This window comes from Bartonella sp. P0282 (assembly GCF_048452985.1).
Taxonomy (GTDB): Bacteria; Pseudomonadota; Alphaproteobacteria; order Rhizobiales; family Rhizobiaceae; genus Bartonella; species Bartonella choladocola.
Genome location: NZ_WTFO01000003.1, coordinates 185,342 through 201,302 on the forward strand (window position 1 = coordinate 185,342; position 15,961 = coordinate 201,302).

The following is a 15,961-nucleotide window of genomic DNA, read 5'->3' on the forward strand; positions in this document are numbered from 1 at the left end:
AAAGGTTTCCCTCTCTGGAGAACAAGGTTCATGACAAGAAGGTTCAACATGTCTCTTGATCGTCGTTTTATATTAAAATCTGCTTTAGCTCTGTCTCTTGCCGAGATTTTTTCCCTGACACAGGCTTTTTCACAAAATACTGAAAATTCGGTGGGTAAAGCTTCAAATTCATCCAAAGCGGAAACAGTAAACGATAGCCCCGCAACAAAAACGGAAGCTGATGTCAAAAATCTTAAAATCGGGGTCATTGGCGCCGGCTCGCTTGGCGGAACTGTTGCAACCCTCCTTGTAAAATCCGGCCATTCGGTGATGTTTTCTTCGCGCCATCCGGATGAGTTACGACGCTTGACAAACCCGCTTGGAGACAAAGCTTCAGTCGGTACACCGCGCCAGGCGGCACAATTTGGTGATGTTATCCTTGTTGCAGTGCCGTTTTCAGCCTGGCCTCAAATCGGCAAAGATTTTGCCGCTGAAATGAAGGGGAAAATTGTTATTGATGCTACCAACCCACCTTTGTGGGGAGGAGATTTAGAGCCTCTTTCAATCGAAGCAAAGAAAAACGGCGTTGCCGAAACGGTAAAAAAATATGTGCCGGATGTGCGCCTCGTCCGTGCTTTTTCGGCGGTTGACGCCACGGTAATTGAAGATTGTTTCAATAAAAAGATAGAAGCTGTTGGTATGCCGATGGCAAGTGACGATGAAAAAGCGTTGGACGTTGTGGCAGAGCTTGCGCGCGAAACCGGTTGCGAACCTGTCATCACCGGCAAACTTGAAACAGCGCATATTTTCGCCCCCGGCGCGCCGGGCTTTCGTGCCCACCTTCCGGCAGATAAATTGCGTAAACGCCTTGGCCTATAATGATAAACAAGCTGCAACATATATTTGAACGTCTGTTCGCGCTAAAAGCGCATGAAACAGTTGCTTTTTTGGGCGGCTTTTTCACGCTTTTTCTTGTCTTTTGCAGCTATTTCATGTTGCGACCGGTGCGTGAAACATTCGGCATTGCCGGTGGTGTCGATCATCTCTCATGGCTTTTTACTGCCACTTTTTGCGCCATGTTTCTCGTTGTGCCCGTTTTCGGCTTTATCAGCCAGAAGATTAAAAAGACCAATCTCTTCATCTATTCGACGCTTTTTTGTAGTCTTATTATGCTGGGCTTTACGTTAAGCCTTTATTATAATAGCGGCAGTGTCTGGGTGGGGCGGGCATTCTTTGTCTGGGTTTCAGTTTATAACCTGTTTGTTATTTCCCTCACCTGGAGCTTTTTGGCCGAGGTTTTTACCAAAGAACAGGCTCAGCGCCTGTTTGGCCCCCTATCGGCAGGCGCAAGTCTTGGCGGCATAACCGGCCCGTTGATAAGCGCATTTATGGTTGAAAAAGTGGGCTATGCGGGGCTTCTTTTAATTTCGACAGCGCTGTTTTTATCAACGCTTTTTCTCTGGCTTTTTCTCGTGCACTGGCGAAGCGATTTCGGCCGCGGCAAAGACATGAAACAAGACAAGCCTGGAATGACTGCGTCGGAAAAAGAAAAGAGTGAAACCTATTCCGGCATATGGATTGGCTTGAAACTCATTGTGCAATCGCCTTATCTCAGCCAAATTGCCGTTTATGCCATTTTCACCTCGGCCGGAACCACTTTTCTTTATTACGCGCAGGCGCGCCTTGTTCAGGCTACCTTTACCAATCCTGCTGAACAGACACAGTTTTTTTCCATTATGGATACGGTTGTGCAAACCTCGTCCATTCTTATCCAGATGTTCGTTACCGCCCGCATTGCAAAAAAATTCGGCGTGACATTCTTGCTTGTAAGCTTGCCTGTCATGATGGTGATCTTGTTTGGACTACTCGGCATATTCTATTGTTTTCCGATTTTGGCAATCGCGATGATATTGCGGCGTGTGGGAGAATATGCACTTGCCCGCCCTGCCCGTGAAATGCTCTTTTCGGCAGTTGATGAAAATTCGCGTTTCAGTGCAAAAAACGCTATTGATACTTTTGTCTATCGCGGGTCGGATGCATTCTGGGGCTGGGTTGATACGCTTATCCGCAACGTCGTCCAGCCGCCGGTTATTATGCTGCTTGCACTTGTTTTATCCTGTATCTGGGCAATTTCCGGAAAGAAAATCGGCAAGCGTTACGACGAACTTTAAAACCGATAACGCCCAAAAATACTCAACAAGCCTGAAACATGGGCTTACAAACTTATGCCTGAAAGTGGCGGCGAGAATGATGTGCACAAATCATAATATCCGGTCATCATATCCGGCCTCATTTTAATATCCAGCCGGATTTTTACTCCATATCCGGCCTCGTTTTTCAACTGCCGCGATAGGTCGAATAGCTCCACGGGCTTACAAGAAGCGGCACATGATAATGGGCGGTGTTATCGGCTATTGAAAAGCTTATGGTGATTTCATCAAGAAAAGGCGGGTTATCAAGTTTTACGCCCTGGTTTAAAAAATAGGCTGCCGTGAAAAAGTGCAATTCATATTGCCCTTGTTCCATCGCCTTTTCATCAAGAAGCGGTTTTTCCGTTCGCCCATCCTGATTGCTCTTTGTTTCAACAAGCAATTTTTTGACAACGGATTGCGTGTTTTCTCCCGCTAAATGCGTTTTTTCGTCCGTGCTAAGGGGGGTGTTTATTGTCCCGTTATTTTGATTTTCCGTAACATTTTGCGGGCAAAGCTTGTAGAGCTGAATTTTAACGCCGCTAGCCGGTTTACCGGATGCCGTATCAAGAATATGGGTTGTCAAACCGGTCATGTTTTATCCCTCGCTGTCGATGAGATCTTCAAGCCGCAAGCGCGCAATGCGGAAGATTTCCGTCAACGCCGTGGCTTTTTCTTCATCTTTATCATTGTTCAAGCGCTTTTTCATATTGGCGAGAATGGAATATTTGTCATGGGCTTTGCCACCATGCCCCCGAACCGCAATGATAAAGGGAAAAGAAAATTTTGCCCGATAGGCTTCATTCAATTTCTGAAATTGATCGAATTCATCTTCACTCAAACGATCAAGCCCTGCCCCTTTTTGTTCTTTTTCCGATTGCGCCGTCAATTTCGATGAACGGGCAAGCTTACCCGCAAGATCGGGGTGAGCCAAAATCAACCTGTCTTTCAACTCTTCCGGAGCTTGCCGAACCGCTTCGACCATGGTCTCATAAAGCGCATCGAGATTTTCAAACGGGCGTTTTCCTGCAACACTTTCCCCCACCCAAGGGGAATGCTCGAAAATACCGCTTAAACAATCAATAAAAGCGGCGGCTGGAAGAGTGTTCAATTGTTCAATTTTCACGGGGTCTTTTTTCCTTAATTTGTTTGCCGGTATTTATGTGTTCTCAATTTTGATATTTTGCTTCATTCCGTTCTTTAAAACGCAAGTTCGCGAAGTCTTTCCGTCATTTATCAAAATCCGGCAACCGGCTTATTTGCCAAGCCTCGTCTTGATAAAAATATTCTTCAAGATTGTTTTCGACACCACCGCGATCAACCACATAGAAATCGCTCATCTTGAAAAGTGCAAGAAGCGGAAAATGCCAGACATTTTTATGATAATTAACGCCGACACCTGAAGGGCAATAAAAGGCTTGCGGGGCGGAAGGTTTGCCTCCTTCATCCTTTGCCACAACAACGAGAAACGGATTTTCGCCCGCTGGCAGAAATGCCTGCGAGCCATAGGGGTGACGCTCCATCATATCAATCTGAACAGGAAAGTCGATCGGGAGAGACCGGAAGACATTGATGAGGACGCGGGGCTTTTCCCCCTCCGCTTCAACCTTTGCAAGATCATGAAAGCGGGTTGCCCGCCCCTGATTGATCGGGATCATAACCGGATTTTTTTGGTAAGCCGAGCCTGTTTTATTTTCTTTGTCCATTTGGTCGGGCAAAATTGTTTCTTCCCTCACGTCGATCACATCGCCAAAAGGAGAAAATTCGGCTTTTCCGATTTTTAAAACGGCAAGCTCGTGCAATTGTTTTTTATGATTTTCCTGCTCGACCATTGTTTCCTGTCCTCCGGTTTTTCTTTATTCTGTTTCAGGCTTATTTGGCCGGATGCACTCTTTGCCAATGGCGGGCAATATCTATGCGCCGTGCAATATAAACCGACTTTTTGGCTGCCACATAATCAAGAAATTTTTCAAGCGCCTTTGCCCGCCCCGGATGGCCAACCAAACGACAATGCAAACCGATGGAAAGCATTTTCGGTGCGCCTTTTTCACCCTCTTCATAAAGAACATCGAAACTGTCTTTCAGATAGTTGAAAAATTGTTCGCCACTGTTGAAGCCTTGCGCGGTTGCAAAACGCATGTCATTAACATCCAATGTATAAGGGATAATCAGAAACGGCTTATCAATGCCTTCTACCCAATAGGGAAGTTCATCGGCATAACTATCTGACGAATAGATAAAACCGCCCTCTTCCATCGTTAGCCGCAGAGTATTGATCGACGGTTTTCCCTGATAAATTCCATATGGGCGCTCACCCGTTAGTTGTTTCTGGATGCGTACGGCTTCGCGAATGTGAAAACGCTCTTCCTCTTCATCAACATCCTTATATTCAAGCCAACGAAACCCATGGGTGGCAATTTCCCAATCGGCCTCGACCATGGCTTTCGCAACAGCCGGATTGAGCTCCAAAGCCTTGGCCACGGCAAAAACCGTAAGCTTCATATTTCTTTCGGTAAAAAGCCGGTAGAGCCGCCAAAAGCCGACACGCGCACCATATTCATACAAGGATTCAATATTGAGATTGCGCTGCCCTTCCCAAGGAACTGCGCCGACAATTTCGGATAATAAATGCTCGGAGGCTTTGTCACCATGAAGAATATTGCTTTCCCCGCCTTCTTCATAATTGATGACAAATTGTACCGCGATTTTTGCCCCGTCCGGCCATTCGGGGTCTGGCGGGTTCGGCCCATAACCGTAAAATTGGCGGGCACGATAATCTTTCTTGGATTTCATGGTTCTTCTTCCCTAAAGAACAAAATTGAAAACAATATCCGGAAAACACTTCGATATAAAACCGCGTAGAATTTCCGCATCTCAACAGTTGCTGAAAATATGAAAAGCAAAAGCCATGCCACTTCACTTTCGAGGCATAATCGCGCGGACATTTCAGGAAAAACTTATGTGCGTGTTTTTCCTTTCCAACAGTGCTTTTTATCTGTCGGCTTTCATGCTTTCCGGCAGTGCTTTTTATAAGAACTTATGGCCTTTCCAACGTTTCACTTGGTTGTCGGAGCCTCTCTTAATTGCGGTGTACCACACTGCACTGATCGTTTCCGTTCTTTTATTTAACCTCGCACAAAATCAATAATATTGAACAAGCAATGAACTATCAAAAATAAAAAACAAAACAGAAAACAGGCAAAATAAAAACATATTTATACGTGCTGACCAACGCGTTATGCTTGAAATAACAGCAAATTATATTTGATTTTGCCTAAATTTTAATCTTGACAATTTTTTGCCTTATATTTAGCCTCTCAACCACCGGCATAAAGCGTATTGCGGGTCGATCGGGTCGATCCGGACAGAAAGTGTCATCCCCGTTTTAAACCGGCAGCCAAGGTTCTTTTAAAAGCCGGAGCTTGTTCCTTGGACTGTCTTTAATGGGGAATAGACATGCCAGAAAATAGCGAAATAAATCTTGCCAAGCTTGAGCGGCAGGCAAAATATGATCTTGAATGTTTGAACTATCCTGCTCGCCAATGGGTAAAGCCGAAGACATATCACGGCAATCCGGTGAAGGATGTTGTGATTATTGGCGGCGGACAAAGCGGTTTGACATTGGCGCTACAATTGCGGCGGGAAAGCGTTACCAACATTGCCATTCTGGATAAAAATGAAGCCGGTTTTGAAGGGCCTTGGCGCAATTATGCCCGTATGCACACATTGCGCACGCCGAAATATGTAACGGGGCCTGATCTCGACATTGGCAGTTTGACTGTGCGTGCCTGGTGGGAAGCGCGTTTCGGACACAAATCCTGGGAAGAGCTTTATAAAATCCCGACCAATCTTTGGGCAGAATATCTCGACTGGTTGAAAAAAGTCACCCATATAGAGGTGACAAACCGGACAGTTGTAACCGATATAGAGCCGTTGCAAGATGATGTTTTCGCGCTTCATATCGAACGAAACGGCAAAGCCGATATAATCTATACCCGCCTTGTGGTTTTAGCGACCGGCATTGAAGGTAGCGGCCAATGGGTTGTGCCGGATATGTTCAAGGATCATCTTGACAAGAAAGTTTATGCCCACACGGCCGAAGCAATCAATTTTGACAAACTTGTCGGCAAGCGTGTTGCGGTTGTGGGTGGTGGCTCGTCTTCTTTTGATAACAGCGCCACAGCCTTGGAATTTGGTGCAAAATCGGTAACGCATTTTGTCAGACGTTCCATTTTGCCGACAGTCAACCCTTATCGTTTTATGGAATATAGCGGGTTTTTGCGCCATTTTGCCGATCTTGATGACGACAAGAAATGGCGTTTCATGAAATATCTCTTTGATGTCAACCAGCCGCCGACACAGGATTCCTATTTGCGGTGCACAAAATTCGACAATTATGAATTGAAACTTGCAAGCCCCATTAAAAGCTGCCGGATGGAGGGTGAAAAGCTTGTCCTTGTCACGCCCCATGAAAGTGATGAATTCGATTTTCTGATTGTCGGCACAGGCTTGATTATCGACCTTAAAACGCGGCCGGAAATTGCCCGTTTTGCCGATAAGATCGAAACCTGGGGCGACCATTTTACGCCACCTGCGGGTGAAGAACATGCGGTGATTGCAAGCTGCCCTTATCTTGGGAAAAACTTCCAGTTTCAGGAAAAGGTGAAAGGGGATGCGCCATATCTTAATCGGATTTTCAGCTACACTTTTGCCGGTATGCCAAGCCTTGCCGCATCGGCGGGAATTTCGGCTTTGAAATTCGGTGTAAGAAGACTTGCCTATGGGGTGAGCAGTGAATTGTTCTGCGAAGATGCCGATTATCACTATGATCTTTTGAGAGCATTTGACGAGAAGGAACTGACAGCACCCCAACCGGTTGCCATGGGGAAAGCAGGTTAAAAGCCATTAGGCCAAAGGCATGAATTAGCAATTGTCAAAACCGGCTTTGCCCGACAAGCAGGATTTTTCATATTCCTTTCAATGTCATCGAGAATCGCGCCCTTTGTGGCGCGATTTTTATTGTTTTGCTGTTTAATTTTTACACCATGAATTTCTTCTTGCCCCCGCTGGAAAGTCGAAAGCAGTATTAAGAGAATTTAGAGCAACCCGCGCTCATTTTAAGAACGCTTAATAAAAGCGCAGAGGTTGCACCAGAGCCGGTCAATAGTGTTTTTTGAAACCATTGATATTATTTAATCTTTTTATTTTTTGCTTATTTCTTCTTAAAAAATGCATAAAATTTAATCAATAAATAAAAACGCCTAATTTTTAGGTTTTTCTCTTGTTTTCACTTGTTGTTCGTGTAAATCTTGGGGTGTCGAAAATAAAACCGGTTTTCTTTTTTGAAGAAGACAAAGTTAGAGCTTCAAAGAGAAAGACTAGGTTTTCCGACAAATACAGGATGACACTATAGGTTAAAAAATACGCTTGGTTTCATAAGTTGAATGTCGATACGCCGCCTTACTTGTGCTGATTATCCGGTTTTCAAAAAAATTAAACGGATAATACCCGACAGCACAAATGGCAAAACCGGAATTTGTTCATAATGCCCGTTCGGTTTTTCGGGGTTTTCAAAAAACCGGAATGCTTTTTAAGCGGGAGAGGAAAAGTTCATGCAAGCGAAATGTCGAAACAATAGCGACAATGCTTTTTATTCCTTTCCTCGCAACGGTTCTTCAAGGAACCTCACTTCTTGCCTTAAAGGCCAAAAGAAAATTGCAACTTCAAAAATACTGCGCCTCGAAAGGGCGGATATAAAAAGCTTTATCCGGAAGAGGTTCAAACAAGGTTTTTCAACTTTTAAACAAACTTTTCCGATTGCGACTTTTTCGCCCGCCAAACTTGCTTTTAAACGTCTTTTTAAAACAAGGCTTCTGTCAGCCGGTTTTCTTTCATCAAGTCTTCTTTCGGCTAATCTTCTTTGTGGGAGTTTGGCGCTTCTATTATGTCCGCAAATGCTTGAGGCAAAAGAGGTTCAAAAAGCCCCTGACAAAGTGCGTTTTCAACTCGACTGGTTACCCGGTGGCGATAAAACCGCCATTTATGTTTGTGTGAACAAAGGGTTTTGCCAATCCGAAGGGCTTGATGTTGCGATTGAACCGGGGCGTGGCGGCAATGACGCAATTACCCGCATTGCTGCCGGAGTGAGCGATGTGGGAGCAGCCGACATCACCGCGCTCATGGCTGCGCGTGTAAGCGCAAATGTGAAGGTGAGCGCGGTTATGTCGATCTTTAACAAAACGCCACATGCGTTTTATGTGCTTTCCGATAGCCCCATTCAGAAAATCGCCGATATAAAGGGCAAAGCTGTTGCCACCTCGCCTTTTACCGCTTCCAATCTTTTCCTGCCGCCTTTTCTGAAAACCCAGAATTTATCCATGGATGATATTACGCTTACACGGGTCGACTCCGGTGCTTTAGGGCCGATGTTGATAACCGGAAAGACCGATGTGATTATTGCGTGGCTCACCGACTACACGCGTTACGAAGAACAGGCCAGAATTGCGCATAAAGAAATCAGAGCCTTTCCGTGGGTGGAAAGTGGACTTGATCTTTATGGCAGTTCGCTGATTGCCTCAGACAAATTCATTTCCGAACGGCCCGATGTTCTGACCCGCTTTATCAAAGCCTATCGCCAATCAATCATATTCATGCATGAACATCCCGATGAAGCGGTCGATGCGGTGATGGAAAGTGTTCCCGAACTTGATCGGCAGAGTGTTAAAGGTTCGCTTCTCGATACATTGAAGCTCATTTACAATGACGAGACAGATCAATACGGCCTTGGCACTTTCCGTCGCGACAAGCTTCAACGCACATGGCAAAAGACTGCCGAAGCTTTAAACCTCGACCCGAATGCGGTGACCGCTGAAAGTGCCGTTAAAACCGGTTTTTCCGAAAATCTGGAGGGCTTCAAATGACAACAAGCCAATTGCAACCCATAGAAATGAAATCAAGCAATGCGATTTCTCCCCCCTCTATCCGCTTTGAAGGGTTAAGCCAGTTTTTCACGACATCGACAGGGCGAACACAAGCGCTTCACAATATTAGTTTCGATGTTCGCTATCACGAATTTCTTGCGGTATTGGGGCCTTCCGGTTGTGGCAAATCCACGCTTTTGCGGTTGATTGCCGGTCTTTTGAAACCGACACAGGGCAAGGTGGAAGTTTTCGGTATGCCGGTCAAGGAGCCGCGTGAAGATGTCGGCATTGTTTTTCAGCGCCCGACATTGCTGCCATGGCTCAATATTGTGGACAATATTACTTTTCCGATCAAACACAAATTCGGCAAAGTCAATTCCGCCGATATTGATAAAGCCCATGAACTAGTGCGTATGATCGGCCTTACCGGTTTTGAAAAACGTATGCCGGAAGAATTGTCGGGCGGTATGCAGCAGCGTGTCGGCATTGCCCGCGCGCTTCATCTCGACCCCGATATTTTGTTGATGGATGAACCGTTTTCCGCCCTTGATGCATTAACCCGCGATGAAATGGGTTTTGAACTTTTAAGAATTTTTTCCGACCGGCCGAAAACCGTGATGTTCATTACCCATTCTGTCAATGAAGCTGCCATTCTTGCCGACCGTGTGCTGGTTCTCGCCGGCCGGCCGGGAACTGTTTTAACTGAACTCGACGTGCCGCTCGGACGGCCACGCAATGCCGAAACTGCAAACCAAAAGGTGGTCCATGACTTCGCTCACACCCTCAGAAACCTCCTCATCAAGCCCAAGCTCGCTTAACAGGAAGAAGATAAAGCTGTTTCACCTCTCCTCGCTAATGTCGGCTTTACCGGCAGTGTTGCTTATTGTGGCTATTCTTGTGATCTGGCAATTGGCAGCGGTGTTTTTTGCCATTCCCTCTTTCATCCTGCCGCAGCCGGTTGAAATTTTCAAAGCTTTCCATGTGATTGATGGATCGCGTTGGGCTGTTCATATATTTGCAACCTTGCGGGTGGCACTTCTCGGCTTCTTCGTATCCATTCTGATTGCTTTGCCGCTTGCTGTCTGTCTTATCCGCTCGCCGCTTTTATCGAAAACAGTTTATCCGTTATTGGTCATTATCCAGTCGACACCGGTTGTCGCCATTGCGCCGATTGTCATTGTCGCCTTCGGTTCGGGTGATTTTCCGCGCATTCTCATCACCTTTCTTATTTCGTTTTTTCCGCTGGTTATTGCCACTTCGACAGGGCTTCTTTCTACACCGCCCGAATTGATCGAATTGTCAAAATCGCTCCGCGCACCGGTTCGCCGTGAAATATTGCAAATCCGCTTGCCCTATGCCGTGCCCTATATTTTCTCGGCCTTGAAAATTTCCATTACTTTATGCGTTATCGGCGCGGTTGTTGCCGAATTTGTTTCGGCCGATAAGGGCATAGGTTTCTTCCTCCAGCTTTCCACCTCGATTTATAAAATACCGCAAGCCTGGGCGGGGCTTTTTGTGCTGGCTGCCATGTCGCTTATCTTGTTCCAACTTGTTATTCTTACCCAGAAACTTCTCTTCCCGTGGAGTATCAAAAAGGGTTGAAAATAGAAAAGCTCCAAAACAAAAAAAACGGACAAGGGGGGTAACATTTTGCAACACCGTTTGATGAAATATCTTGACGAGGTGGCGCGTTCCGGTTCGCTACGCAGTGCCGCACAAAAGCTTCATGTTGCCGCTTCCGCCATCCAGCGGCAAATAAAGCTCTTTGAAGAAGAAATCGGCACACCGGTTTTTTCCCGCAGCCATAAGGGGCTGGAACTCACGGCCACCGGCGAACTGGTACTTGGCCATATCCGCGAAACAATGCGCAATGAAGAGCGGATGTTGAGCGAGATAAAAGCTTTAAACGGTGTTATCCGCCAAAATTTGACAATTGTGTGTGAAGAAAATCTGGCGGCTACTGTTCTTTTTTCCGCAATTGTCGACTTCCAGAAAAATCACAAATCCACCAAAATCAATGTATTGACGACTGAAAACGACAATGTGCAAAATGTGCTTCTTGATGGCAAAGCCGATCTTGCTTTGGCCTATGACATAGAAAAACAGCCCCGTTTTGCGATTGATAAAGAGGTGAAATGCCCGCTTGGCCTCTTTCTTCGCAAAGGTCATAGTCTCGAAAAACGCTTGCAAGGAAAAACAAAAATCAATCTTGCCGAAATGATTGGCGAAGCTTTGGTTCTTCCCGGAAAAGGCACAAAATTGAAATCGCTCATCGAAACGCTTGGGCCCCCGCTTGTTACCGCCGTTCCGATTGTCGAAACATCATCCATTCCATTGATTGTTCAACTCGTTGCAACCGGAAACTATGTTTCCATTTTAAGCCGCACAGAATTGCCGGAAGGGTTTGATAATGAATTTCTCTTCATTCCCGTTATTACCCATCCTGCTTATCGCATTTTGACATTGTTCCACCAGACAAACCGCGCGTTAAAACCGGTTGAACAACAGTTTCAACATGTATTGACCGGAAAAATGAAAGAAAGTCTTGGCTCACGCAACCAAAACTTTTCCGGAGGGGAAGAAAATCAGGGAGAATGAATATTATGAAATCTCTTTGCCATCGCTTGAAAGAAGTTCAAAAATTATCCGATAAAATTTTTAAAAAAACTTGACCGACGAGACAGGCAAAACAGCAAAAATTAGAATAAATTTTCCAAGCGGTTTTAAAAGCTTTTTGACGAAAGAGAGTTTTTGAAAAAGCTTTCACAAAAGAGGAGACAACAATTTGATGAATGAGAAAGACTATTATTTTCCGCTTGGCGGTTTGCCGACACGTTCCGAACTTTTAAGCAGCAAAGCCACCTTCAAAGACGCTTATATGGTGATGCCCGCTTCTGTCATGTCGGATATTGTCACAAGCCAATTGCCGTTTTTTACAAAATCCCGCTTCTGGGTTTTGGCGCGCCCGATGACAGGTTTTTCAGAAACATTTTCCCAATATATAGGCGAGATTGAACCTTCGGGCGGGGCAACACATCCGGAAAATGACAAGCGTGCGGAAGCCGTTTTCTTTGTGACTGATGGTGCGCTCACCATTGTGCTTCAAGGCAAAAAACATGTTCTTCACAAAGGTGGTTTTGCCTATCTTCCTGCCGGTCACGATTATCAATTATGGAATGAAGCAAAAACCACCGCCCGCTTTCACTGGATCCGCAAGGCTTATGAAAAAGTGGAAGGGCTTGATAAACCTGATGCAATCTTTTCTTCCGACCAGCAAATAACGCCTGCCGAAATGAAAGGCCATGAAGGGGTTTGGATGACAAGCCGTTTCATGGATATGAACGACTTGCGCCATGACATGAATGTTGCCATTGTCACCTTTATGCCGGGGGCTCATATTCCTTTCATGGAAACCCATGTGATGGAACACGGGCTTTATGTCTTGCAAGGCAAAGGCGTTTATCGGCTGAATGATGATTGGGTGGAAGTCGAAAAAGGCGATTTTATGTGGTTGCGCGCTTTTTGCCCGCAAGCCTGCTATGCAGGCGGCCCCGAACCATTCCGTTATCTCCTCTATAAAGATATAAACCGGCACGCAAAACTCTGGTAAGGTAAAACGCTGGTGCAACTTTACGAAGGCAAACTTAGGCGGGGTAAAACTCTCGTGCAACTTTTGCTAATGCAAAACTTTGGTGGGGCAAAACTTTGCTCATGTTTTGAAAGCGGGAGTTTTTAATAGCAATCACCTGTCAAAGCCATCCATGCGTTAAAATGCTCCTCGTCGTCGTGAGGATTTTGTCGCATTTGTTCGTCAAGCTTTTGGCGGCATTCTGCTGGCGGCTTTCCGCCAGAAAATCGGATGAACGGTTGTTATGATGGTTGCAAGCTCTCCTTGACTTGTCATCAATATTGGTTATTTGTAATACAATAAAGGAGATCACATGGCTCGCACAACAACAATGACAGTACGCATTGGCGAAACACTGGGTGATTATGTTGCCCGCCAGATAGGCGACAACGGGCCTTATGAAAATGTGAGCGAATATGTGCGTGATCTCATAAGAAAAGACAAGGAACGTCATGACAAAGAGGCGTTTAACCGGCTGAAAGCCGAGTTACAGCTTGCGTTTTCCGAACCTGACGAGAGTTACGTTACTGTTTCGGCGGCAGACATTATTTCCAGAAACAAGAACAGGTCATGAGCGGTTTTCGGCTGCAACAGGCAGCAATTTTCCGTCTTGACGAGATCTATCGATACACGTCAAACAAATGGGGAGCGGCAAGAGCGGAAGACTATTTGAATGGTTTATTCAACTGTTTTCAAGCAATTGCCGATGGTCAGGTAATATCCCGACCGATACCTGCCGAGTTTTCCGTTCACGGCTATTTCTACCGTTATAAACATCATTATATCTATTGGAAAAAGCTGAAAAACGGCGATACAGGTATTGTCACAATATTGCATGAGCGTATGCACCGGATCGACCGTTTCAAGGATGATTTTTTCTGAAACACGAAAAGTGCGCCCGTTTGAAGCGCTCTTTGATTGGCTGGTACTTTGATGACAAGGTCAGGAGCTTCACAAGGAAATTTTCAAAAATATAAGGCTTGGCACAAATAAAAATCGTTATGCAACCCACGCTTTCATTGCCTCACGCTTAAACAGGCAATGACGGGAAGACCGCGTCTCGAACTTGGCCGCTACCGGCGCAACGCGTGCGCCAGCTTTTCATAATCAAACTTTTGTCAGTTGCTGTTTTAAATCTGTATAGTGGCGTATAAGAATAATGATTGAAAACACATTCTGATAAGGCAATTTTTATGGCTGAAACACTCATCCAATGTTTTGACGGGCACAATGACATTCTCTCCAAAATCCGCGACGAGAAAAACCTTGACCCTTCGGCTTTCATCAATGGTTTTGAAAGTGCAGAACTTGACCTGCCAAAGGCTGAAAAAGGCGGCCTGATTGGCGGACTTTGTGCGGGTTATCCGCCATCGGTCGATCTTCAGCCGGATGAAAACGGTGTCTATCCCGAATTATTGTTAAAAGATGCAACAAAGCCGACCATGGAAATGGCAAAGCTTCTCCATGATATTGAAAAGCTGAAACCCGAACGTTTCAAAATTTGCAAAACCGCGCGTGATATTAAAGAGGCAATCAAGGCTCACCAGTTTGCTGCGGTTTTTCATATTGAAGGTGCGGAAGCCATTGGCGAAAATCTGGAAGAGCTTGCCCGCCTCTATCAGGATGGATTGCGCAGCCTCGGCCCCGTCTGGAGCAGACCCAATATATTCGGTTTCGGAGTGCCGTTCAAATATGGCTCGACAGGCGACATCGGACCGGGCTTGACTGATACGGGCAAAAAACTCGTTCGCGAGTGTAACAAGCTCGGCATAATGGTTGATCTTTCGCATATGAATGAAAAAGGCTTCTGGGACATTGCAAAATTGAGCGACGCGCCGCTTGTTGCTTCCCATTCCAACGCCTATCACTTGAGCCATCAAAGCCGTAACCTCACAGACGAGCAATTGCGCGCTATCGGAAAAAGCAAGGGGTTGGTCGGCATTAATTTCGGTGTCAAATTCCTGCGCGAAGATGGCGAACGCAACCGCGACACACCGCTTAAAACCATTATCAACCACATGCGCTATATCGTCGATATTGTCGGTGTGGAACATGTCGGCCTCGGTTCGGATTTTGATGGCACAACAATTCCGAATGAATTGCATGATTGTTCACAATTGCCGAAACTTGTCGCCGAAATGGAAAAATCCGGTTTCAACCATGACGAGATCGAGAAAATTACCTCGAAAAACTGGATCTCGGTTCTGGAACGCACCTGGGGCGAATAAAGCTTTTTAAAATGCCAATGCGTTCGGCCGGTTGAATCGCATTGGCTAAATATGTTTTTGCTATTTACGGCATAAAGAAAAAGACAAAAGACAACGCCGGAATGTGAACCGGCGTTGACTATATAGAAAAACCACCGCGCATCAAAACGCTACAGTTTTAACGGGAATATTTTTGGCTCACCAAAGTTCCGGCAAAGATAGTTTTTCTCGAAAACTGGTCTAACGGGATTTATCCTCGCTGTTCAGGAAAAGTATTTTTGCCGCGTAGCTTTCAAAGCCCATTGCGGCAAATCTTTCCGGATGAATTGGACGTGCCCTTTATCCCTATGCAATACAAGCGAATAAGCGCGGCTTGTCGAATTATCAAACACAAGTGAAAGATCGGCGATTTCCATAAGCTTTGGCAAATTGGCCATGCTTCTTGGATAACGCCGCTCAATATCTTCCTTCACAATATTATGGCCGCCGCTTTTTACCCGCGAGCGCACCCTTAAACCGGAAGTTTTGGCACTGTCCAATCCGATATAGACGAGGTTGATCCTGAACCCCTGATTTTTAATATCCTGAACTTTTTTCAAAAACACATTTCCTGTGGCCGTTGTCTCTACCGCAAAGGATTGTTGCGCTTTGACGAGTGCCTCACGCTGTTTTACCGCTGCTATTCCCTGCTCAACCGGTGCGCCCGGCAAAACATCCGGATTGACAATAGGCATTTTGAATTTCCGGCATGTTGTAAAGGTTGTTTTACCCGCACCGTTTACACCGGCGATAATCCATAATTCAGGCTGCATCTGTCAAAACCTTCAAGATTTTTTCATTGAGCGCATCATCAACTGCAATGAGCCCTTTTGTGCCATCAGGATTTTCACGAATATATTGCCCCTCTTCCAACCCGTCTTCACGGTCATAAATGGCAGAATTGCGGGGAAAGTGAACACTTCTCACATAGTCCATATAGTCGTTCGACGAGGCTGACAAAATGTCATCCAACAACTGATCGTGCCCGTCCTTCATCAT

At 45.7% G+C, this 15,961-nt stretch carries 17 protein-coding genes; 11 read left to right on the plus strand and 6 right to left on the minus strand.

All coding sequences use genetic code 11. The features are described from left to right. Positions 1–30: 30 nt before the first annotated feature. Together GQS64_RS09845 and GQS64_RS09850 are read left to right on the plus strand one after the other, a co-directional pair. On the plus strand, positions 31–858 hold the full coding sequence (locus tag GQS64_RS09845) for an NADPH-dependent F420 reductase (protein ID WP_198231452.1): 828 nt from the start codon (positions 31–33) through the stop codon (positions 856–858). Then, complete coding sequence (locus tag GQS64_RS09850) at positions 858–2,150, plus strand: NTP/NDP exchange transporter (protein ID WP_198231453.1); 1,293 nt, start codon at positions 858–860, stop codon at positions 2,148–2,150. Before GQS64_RS09845 ends, GQS64_RS09850 begins: the two co-directional genes overlap by 1 nt. 166 nt (positions 2,151–2,316) lie before the next feature. Here GQS64_RS09850 and uraH read toward each other — a convergent pair whose 3' ends face one another. From uraH to puuE, 4 genes are all read right to left on the minus strand, one after another. Continuing rightward, positions 2,317–2,763, minus strand: a complete 447-nt coding sequence (uraH, locus tag GQS64_RS09855) for a hydroxyisourate hydrolase (RefSeq protein WP_198231454.1) — start codon at positions 2,761–2,763, stop codon at positions 2,317–2,319. A 3-nt stretch (positions 2,764–2,766) separates the two neighbouring features. Then, complete coding sequence (gene uraD, locus GQS64_RS09860; RefSeq protein WP_198231455.1) at positions 2,767–3,294, minus strand: 2-oxo-4-hydroxy-4-carboxy-5-ureidoimidazoline decarboxylase; 528 nt, start codon at positions 3,292–3,294, stop codon at positions 2,767–2,769. Positions 3,295–3,397: 103 nt separating this feature from the next. After that, positions 3,398–4,000: an ureidoglycolate lyase gene (locus GQS64_RS09865; RefSeq protein ID WP_198231456.1), complete on the minus strand. Its 603-nt coding sequence runs from the start codon at positions 3,998–4,000 to the stop codon at positions 3,398–3,400. A 40-nt stretch (positions 4,001–4,040) separates the two neighbouring features. Further along, positions 4,041–4,961 carry an allantoinase PuuE gene (gene puuE / locus GQS64_RS09870; protein WP_198231457.1) on the minus strand — a complete coding sequence of 307 codons (921 nt, stop codon included), beginning with the start codon at positions 4,959–4,961 and terminating at the stop codon, positions 4,041–4,043. 663 nt (positions 4,962–5,624) lie between these two features. Here puuE and GQS64_RS09875 point away from each other — a divergent pair. The 9 genes from GQS64_RS09875 to GQS64_RS09915 all read left to right on the plus strand — a co-directional run bounded on the left by GQS64_RS09875 (position 5,625) and on the right by GQS64_RS09915 (position 14,944). Beyond that, positions 5,625–7,067 carry an FAD-dependent oxidoreductase gene (locus GQS64_RS09875; RefSeq protein WP_198231458.1) on the plus strand — a complete coding sequence of 481 codons (1,443 nt, stop codon included), beginning with the start codon at positions 5,625–5,627 and terminating at the stop codon, positions 7,065–7,067. A gap of 1,031 nt (positions 7,068–8,098) precedes the next feature. Then, positions 8,099–9,088: an ABC transporter substrate-binding protein gene (locus GQS64_RS09880; RefSeq protein WP_246798544.1), complete on the plus strand. Its 990-nt coding sequence runs from the start codon at positions 8,099–8,101 to the stop codon at positions 9,086–9,088. A 44-nt stretch (positions 9,089–9,132) separates the two neighbouring features. After that, complete coding sequence (locus tag GQS64_RS09885) at positions 9,133–9,906, plus strand: ABC transporter ATP-binding protein (protein WP_077994627.1); 774 nt, start codon at positions 9,133–9,135, stop codon at positions 9,904–9,906. A 37-nt stretch (positions 9,907–9,943) separates the two neighbouring features. After that, positions 9,944–10,690 carry an ABC transporter permease gene (locus tag GQS64_RS09890; RefSeq protein ID WP_225868192.1) on the plus strand — a complete coding sequence of 249 codons (747 nt, stop codon included), beginning with the start codon at positions 9,944–9,946 and terminating at the stop codon, positions 10,688–10,690. A 48-nt stretch (positions 10,691–10,738) separates the two neighbouring features. Beyond that, entirely contained in the window at positions 10,739–11,686 is a 948-nt protein-coding gene (locus tag GQS64_RS09895) for a LysR family transcriptional regulator (RefSeq protein ID WP_198231460.1), read from the plus strand. Between the two features lie 190 nt (positions 11,687–11,876). After that, positions 11,877–12,698, plus strand: coding sequence for a bifunctional allantoicase/(S)-ureidoglycine aminohydrolase (locus tag GQS64_RS09900; RefSeq protein WP_198231461.1), 822 nt, complete (start codon positions 11,877–11,879; stop codon positions 12,696–12,698). Between the two features lie 331 nt (positions 12,699–13,029). Beyond that, positions 13,030–13,290 carry a ribbon-helix-helix domain-containing protein gene (locus tag GQS64_RS09905; protein WP_198231462.1) on the plus strand — a complete coding sequence of 87 codons (261 nt, stop codon included), beginning with the start codon at positions 13,030–13,032 and terminating at the stop codon, positions 13,288–13,290. Next, positions 13,287–13,598, plus strand: coding sequence for a type II toxin-antitoxin system RelE/ParE family toxin (locus GQS64_RS09910; protein ID WP_198231463.1), 312 nt, complete (start codon positions 13,287–13,289; stop codon positions 13,596–13,598). The genes GQS64_RS09905 and GQS64_RS09910 overlap by 4 nt, the downstream gene beginning before the upstream one ends. A gap of 311 nt (positions 13,599–13,909) precedes the next feature. Next, the gene (locus GQS64_RS09915; RefSeq protein WP_198231464.1) at positions 13,910–14,944 is read left to right on the plus strand and encodes a dipeptidase; all 1,035 of its coding nucleotides are present in this window, start codon (positions 13,910–13,912) and stop codon (positions 14,942–14,944) included. 242 nt (positions 14,945–15,186) lie between these two features. Here the strand turns inward: GQS64_RS09915 and GQS64_RS09920 are convergent, their stop codons facing one another. Both GQS64_RS09920 and GQS64_RS09925 read right to left on the minus strand, forming a co-directional pair. Continuing rightward, positions 15,187–15,735, minus strand: a complete 549-nt coding sequence (locus tag GQS64_RS09920) for a zeta toxin family protein (RefSeq protein WP_198231465.1) — start codon at positions 15,733–15,735, stop codon at positions 15,187–15,189. Continuing rightward, positions 15,725–15,961, minus strand: a complete 237-nt coding sequence (locus GQS64_RS09925) for a hypothetical protein (protein ID WP_198231466.1) — start codon at positions 15,959–15,961, stop codon at positions 15,725–15,727. Before GQS64_RS09925 ends, GQS64_RS09920 begins: the two co-directional genes overlap by 11 nt.

What these genes read in the sequence shown, in the direction of transcription:
- GQS64_RS09845 (WP_198231452.1), top strand. Translation starts at nt 31, where the DNA reads ATGACAAGAAGGTTCAACATGTCTCTTGATCGTCGTTTTATATTAAAA.
- GQS64_RS09850 (WP_198231453.1), top strand. Translation starts at nt 858, where the DNA reads ATGATAAACAAGCTGCAACATATATTTGAACGTCTGTTCGCGCTAAAA.
- uraH (WP_198231454.1), bottom strand. Translation starts at nt 2,763, where the DNA reads ATGACCGGTTTGACAACCCATATTCTTGATACGGCATCCGGTAAACCG.
- GQS64_RS09865 (WP_198231456.1), bottom strand. Translation starts at nt 4,000, where the DNA reads ATGGTCGAGCAGGAAAATCATAAAAAACAATTGCACGAGCTTGCCGTT.
- puuE (WP_198231457.1), bottom strand. Translation starts at nt 4,961, where the DNA reads ATGAAATCCAAGAAAGATTATCGTGCCCGCCAATTTTACGGTTATGGG.
- GQS64_RS09875 (WP_198231458.1), top strand. Translation starts at nt 5,625, where the DNA reads ATGCCAGAAAATAGCGAAATAAATCTTGCCAAGCTTGAGCGGCAGGCA.
- GQS64_RS09890 (WP_225868192.1), top strand. Translation starts at nt 9,944, where the DNA reads ATGTCGGCTTTACCGGCAGTGTTGCTTATTGTGGCTATTCTTGTGATC.
- GQS64_RS09900 (WP_198231461.1), top strand. Translation starts at nt 11,877, where the DNA reads ATGAATGAGAAAGACTATTATTTTCCGCTTGGCGGTTTGCCGACACGT.
- GQS64_RS09905 (WP_198231462.1), top strand. Translation starts at nt 13,030, where the DNA reads ATGGCTCGCACAACAACAATGACAGTACGCATTGGCGAAACACTGGGT.
- GQS64_RS09910 (WP_198231463.1), top strand. Translation starts at nt 13,287, where the DNA reads ATGAGCGGTTTTCGGCTGCAACAGGCAGCAATTTTCCGTCTTGACGAG.
- GQS64_RS09915 (WP_198231464.1), top strand. Translation starts at nt 13,910, where the DNA reads ATGGCTGAAACACTCATCCAATGTTTTGACGGGCACAATGACATTCTC.
- GQS64_RS09920 (WP_198231465.1), bottom strand. Translation starts at nt 15,735, where the DNA reads ATGCAGCCTGAATTATGGATTATCGCCGGTGTAAACGGTGCGGGTAAA.
- GQS64_RS09925 (WP_198231466.1), bottom strand. Translation starts at nt 15,961, where the DNA reads ATGATGAAGGACGGGCACGATCAGTTGTTGGATGACATTTTGTCAGCC.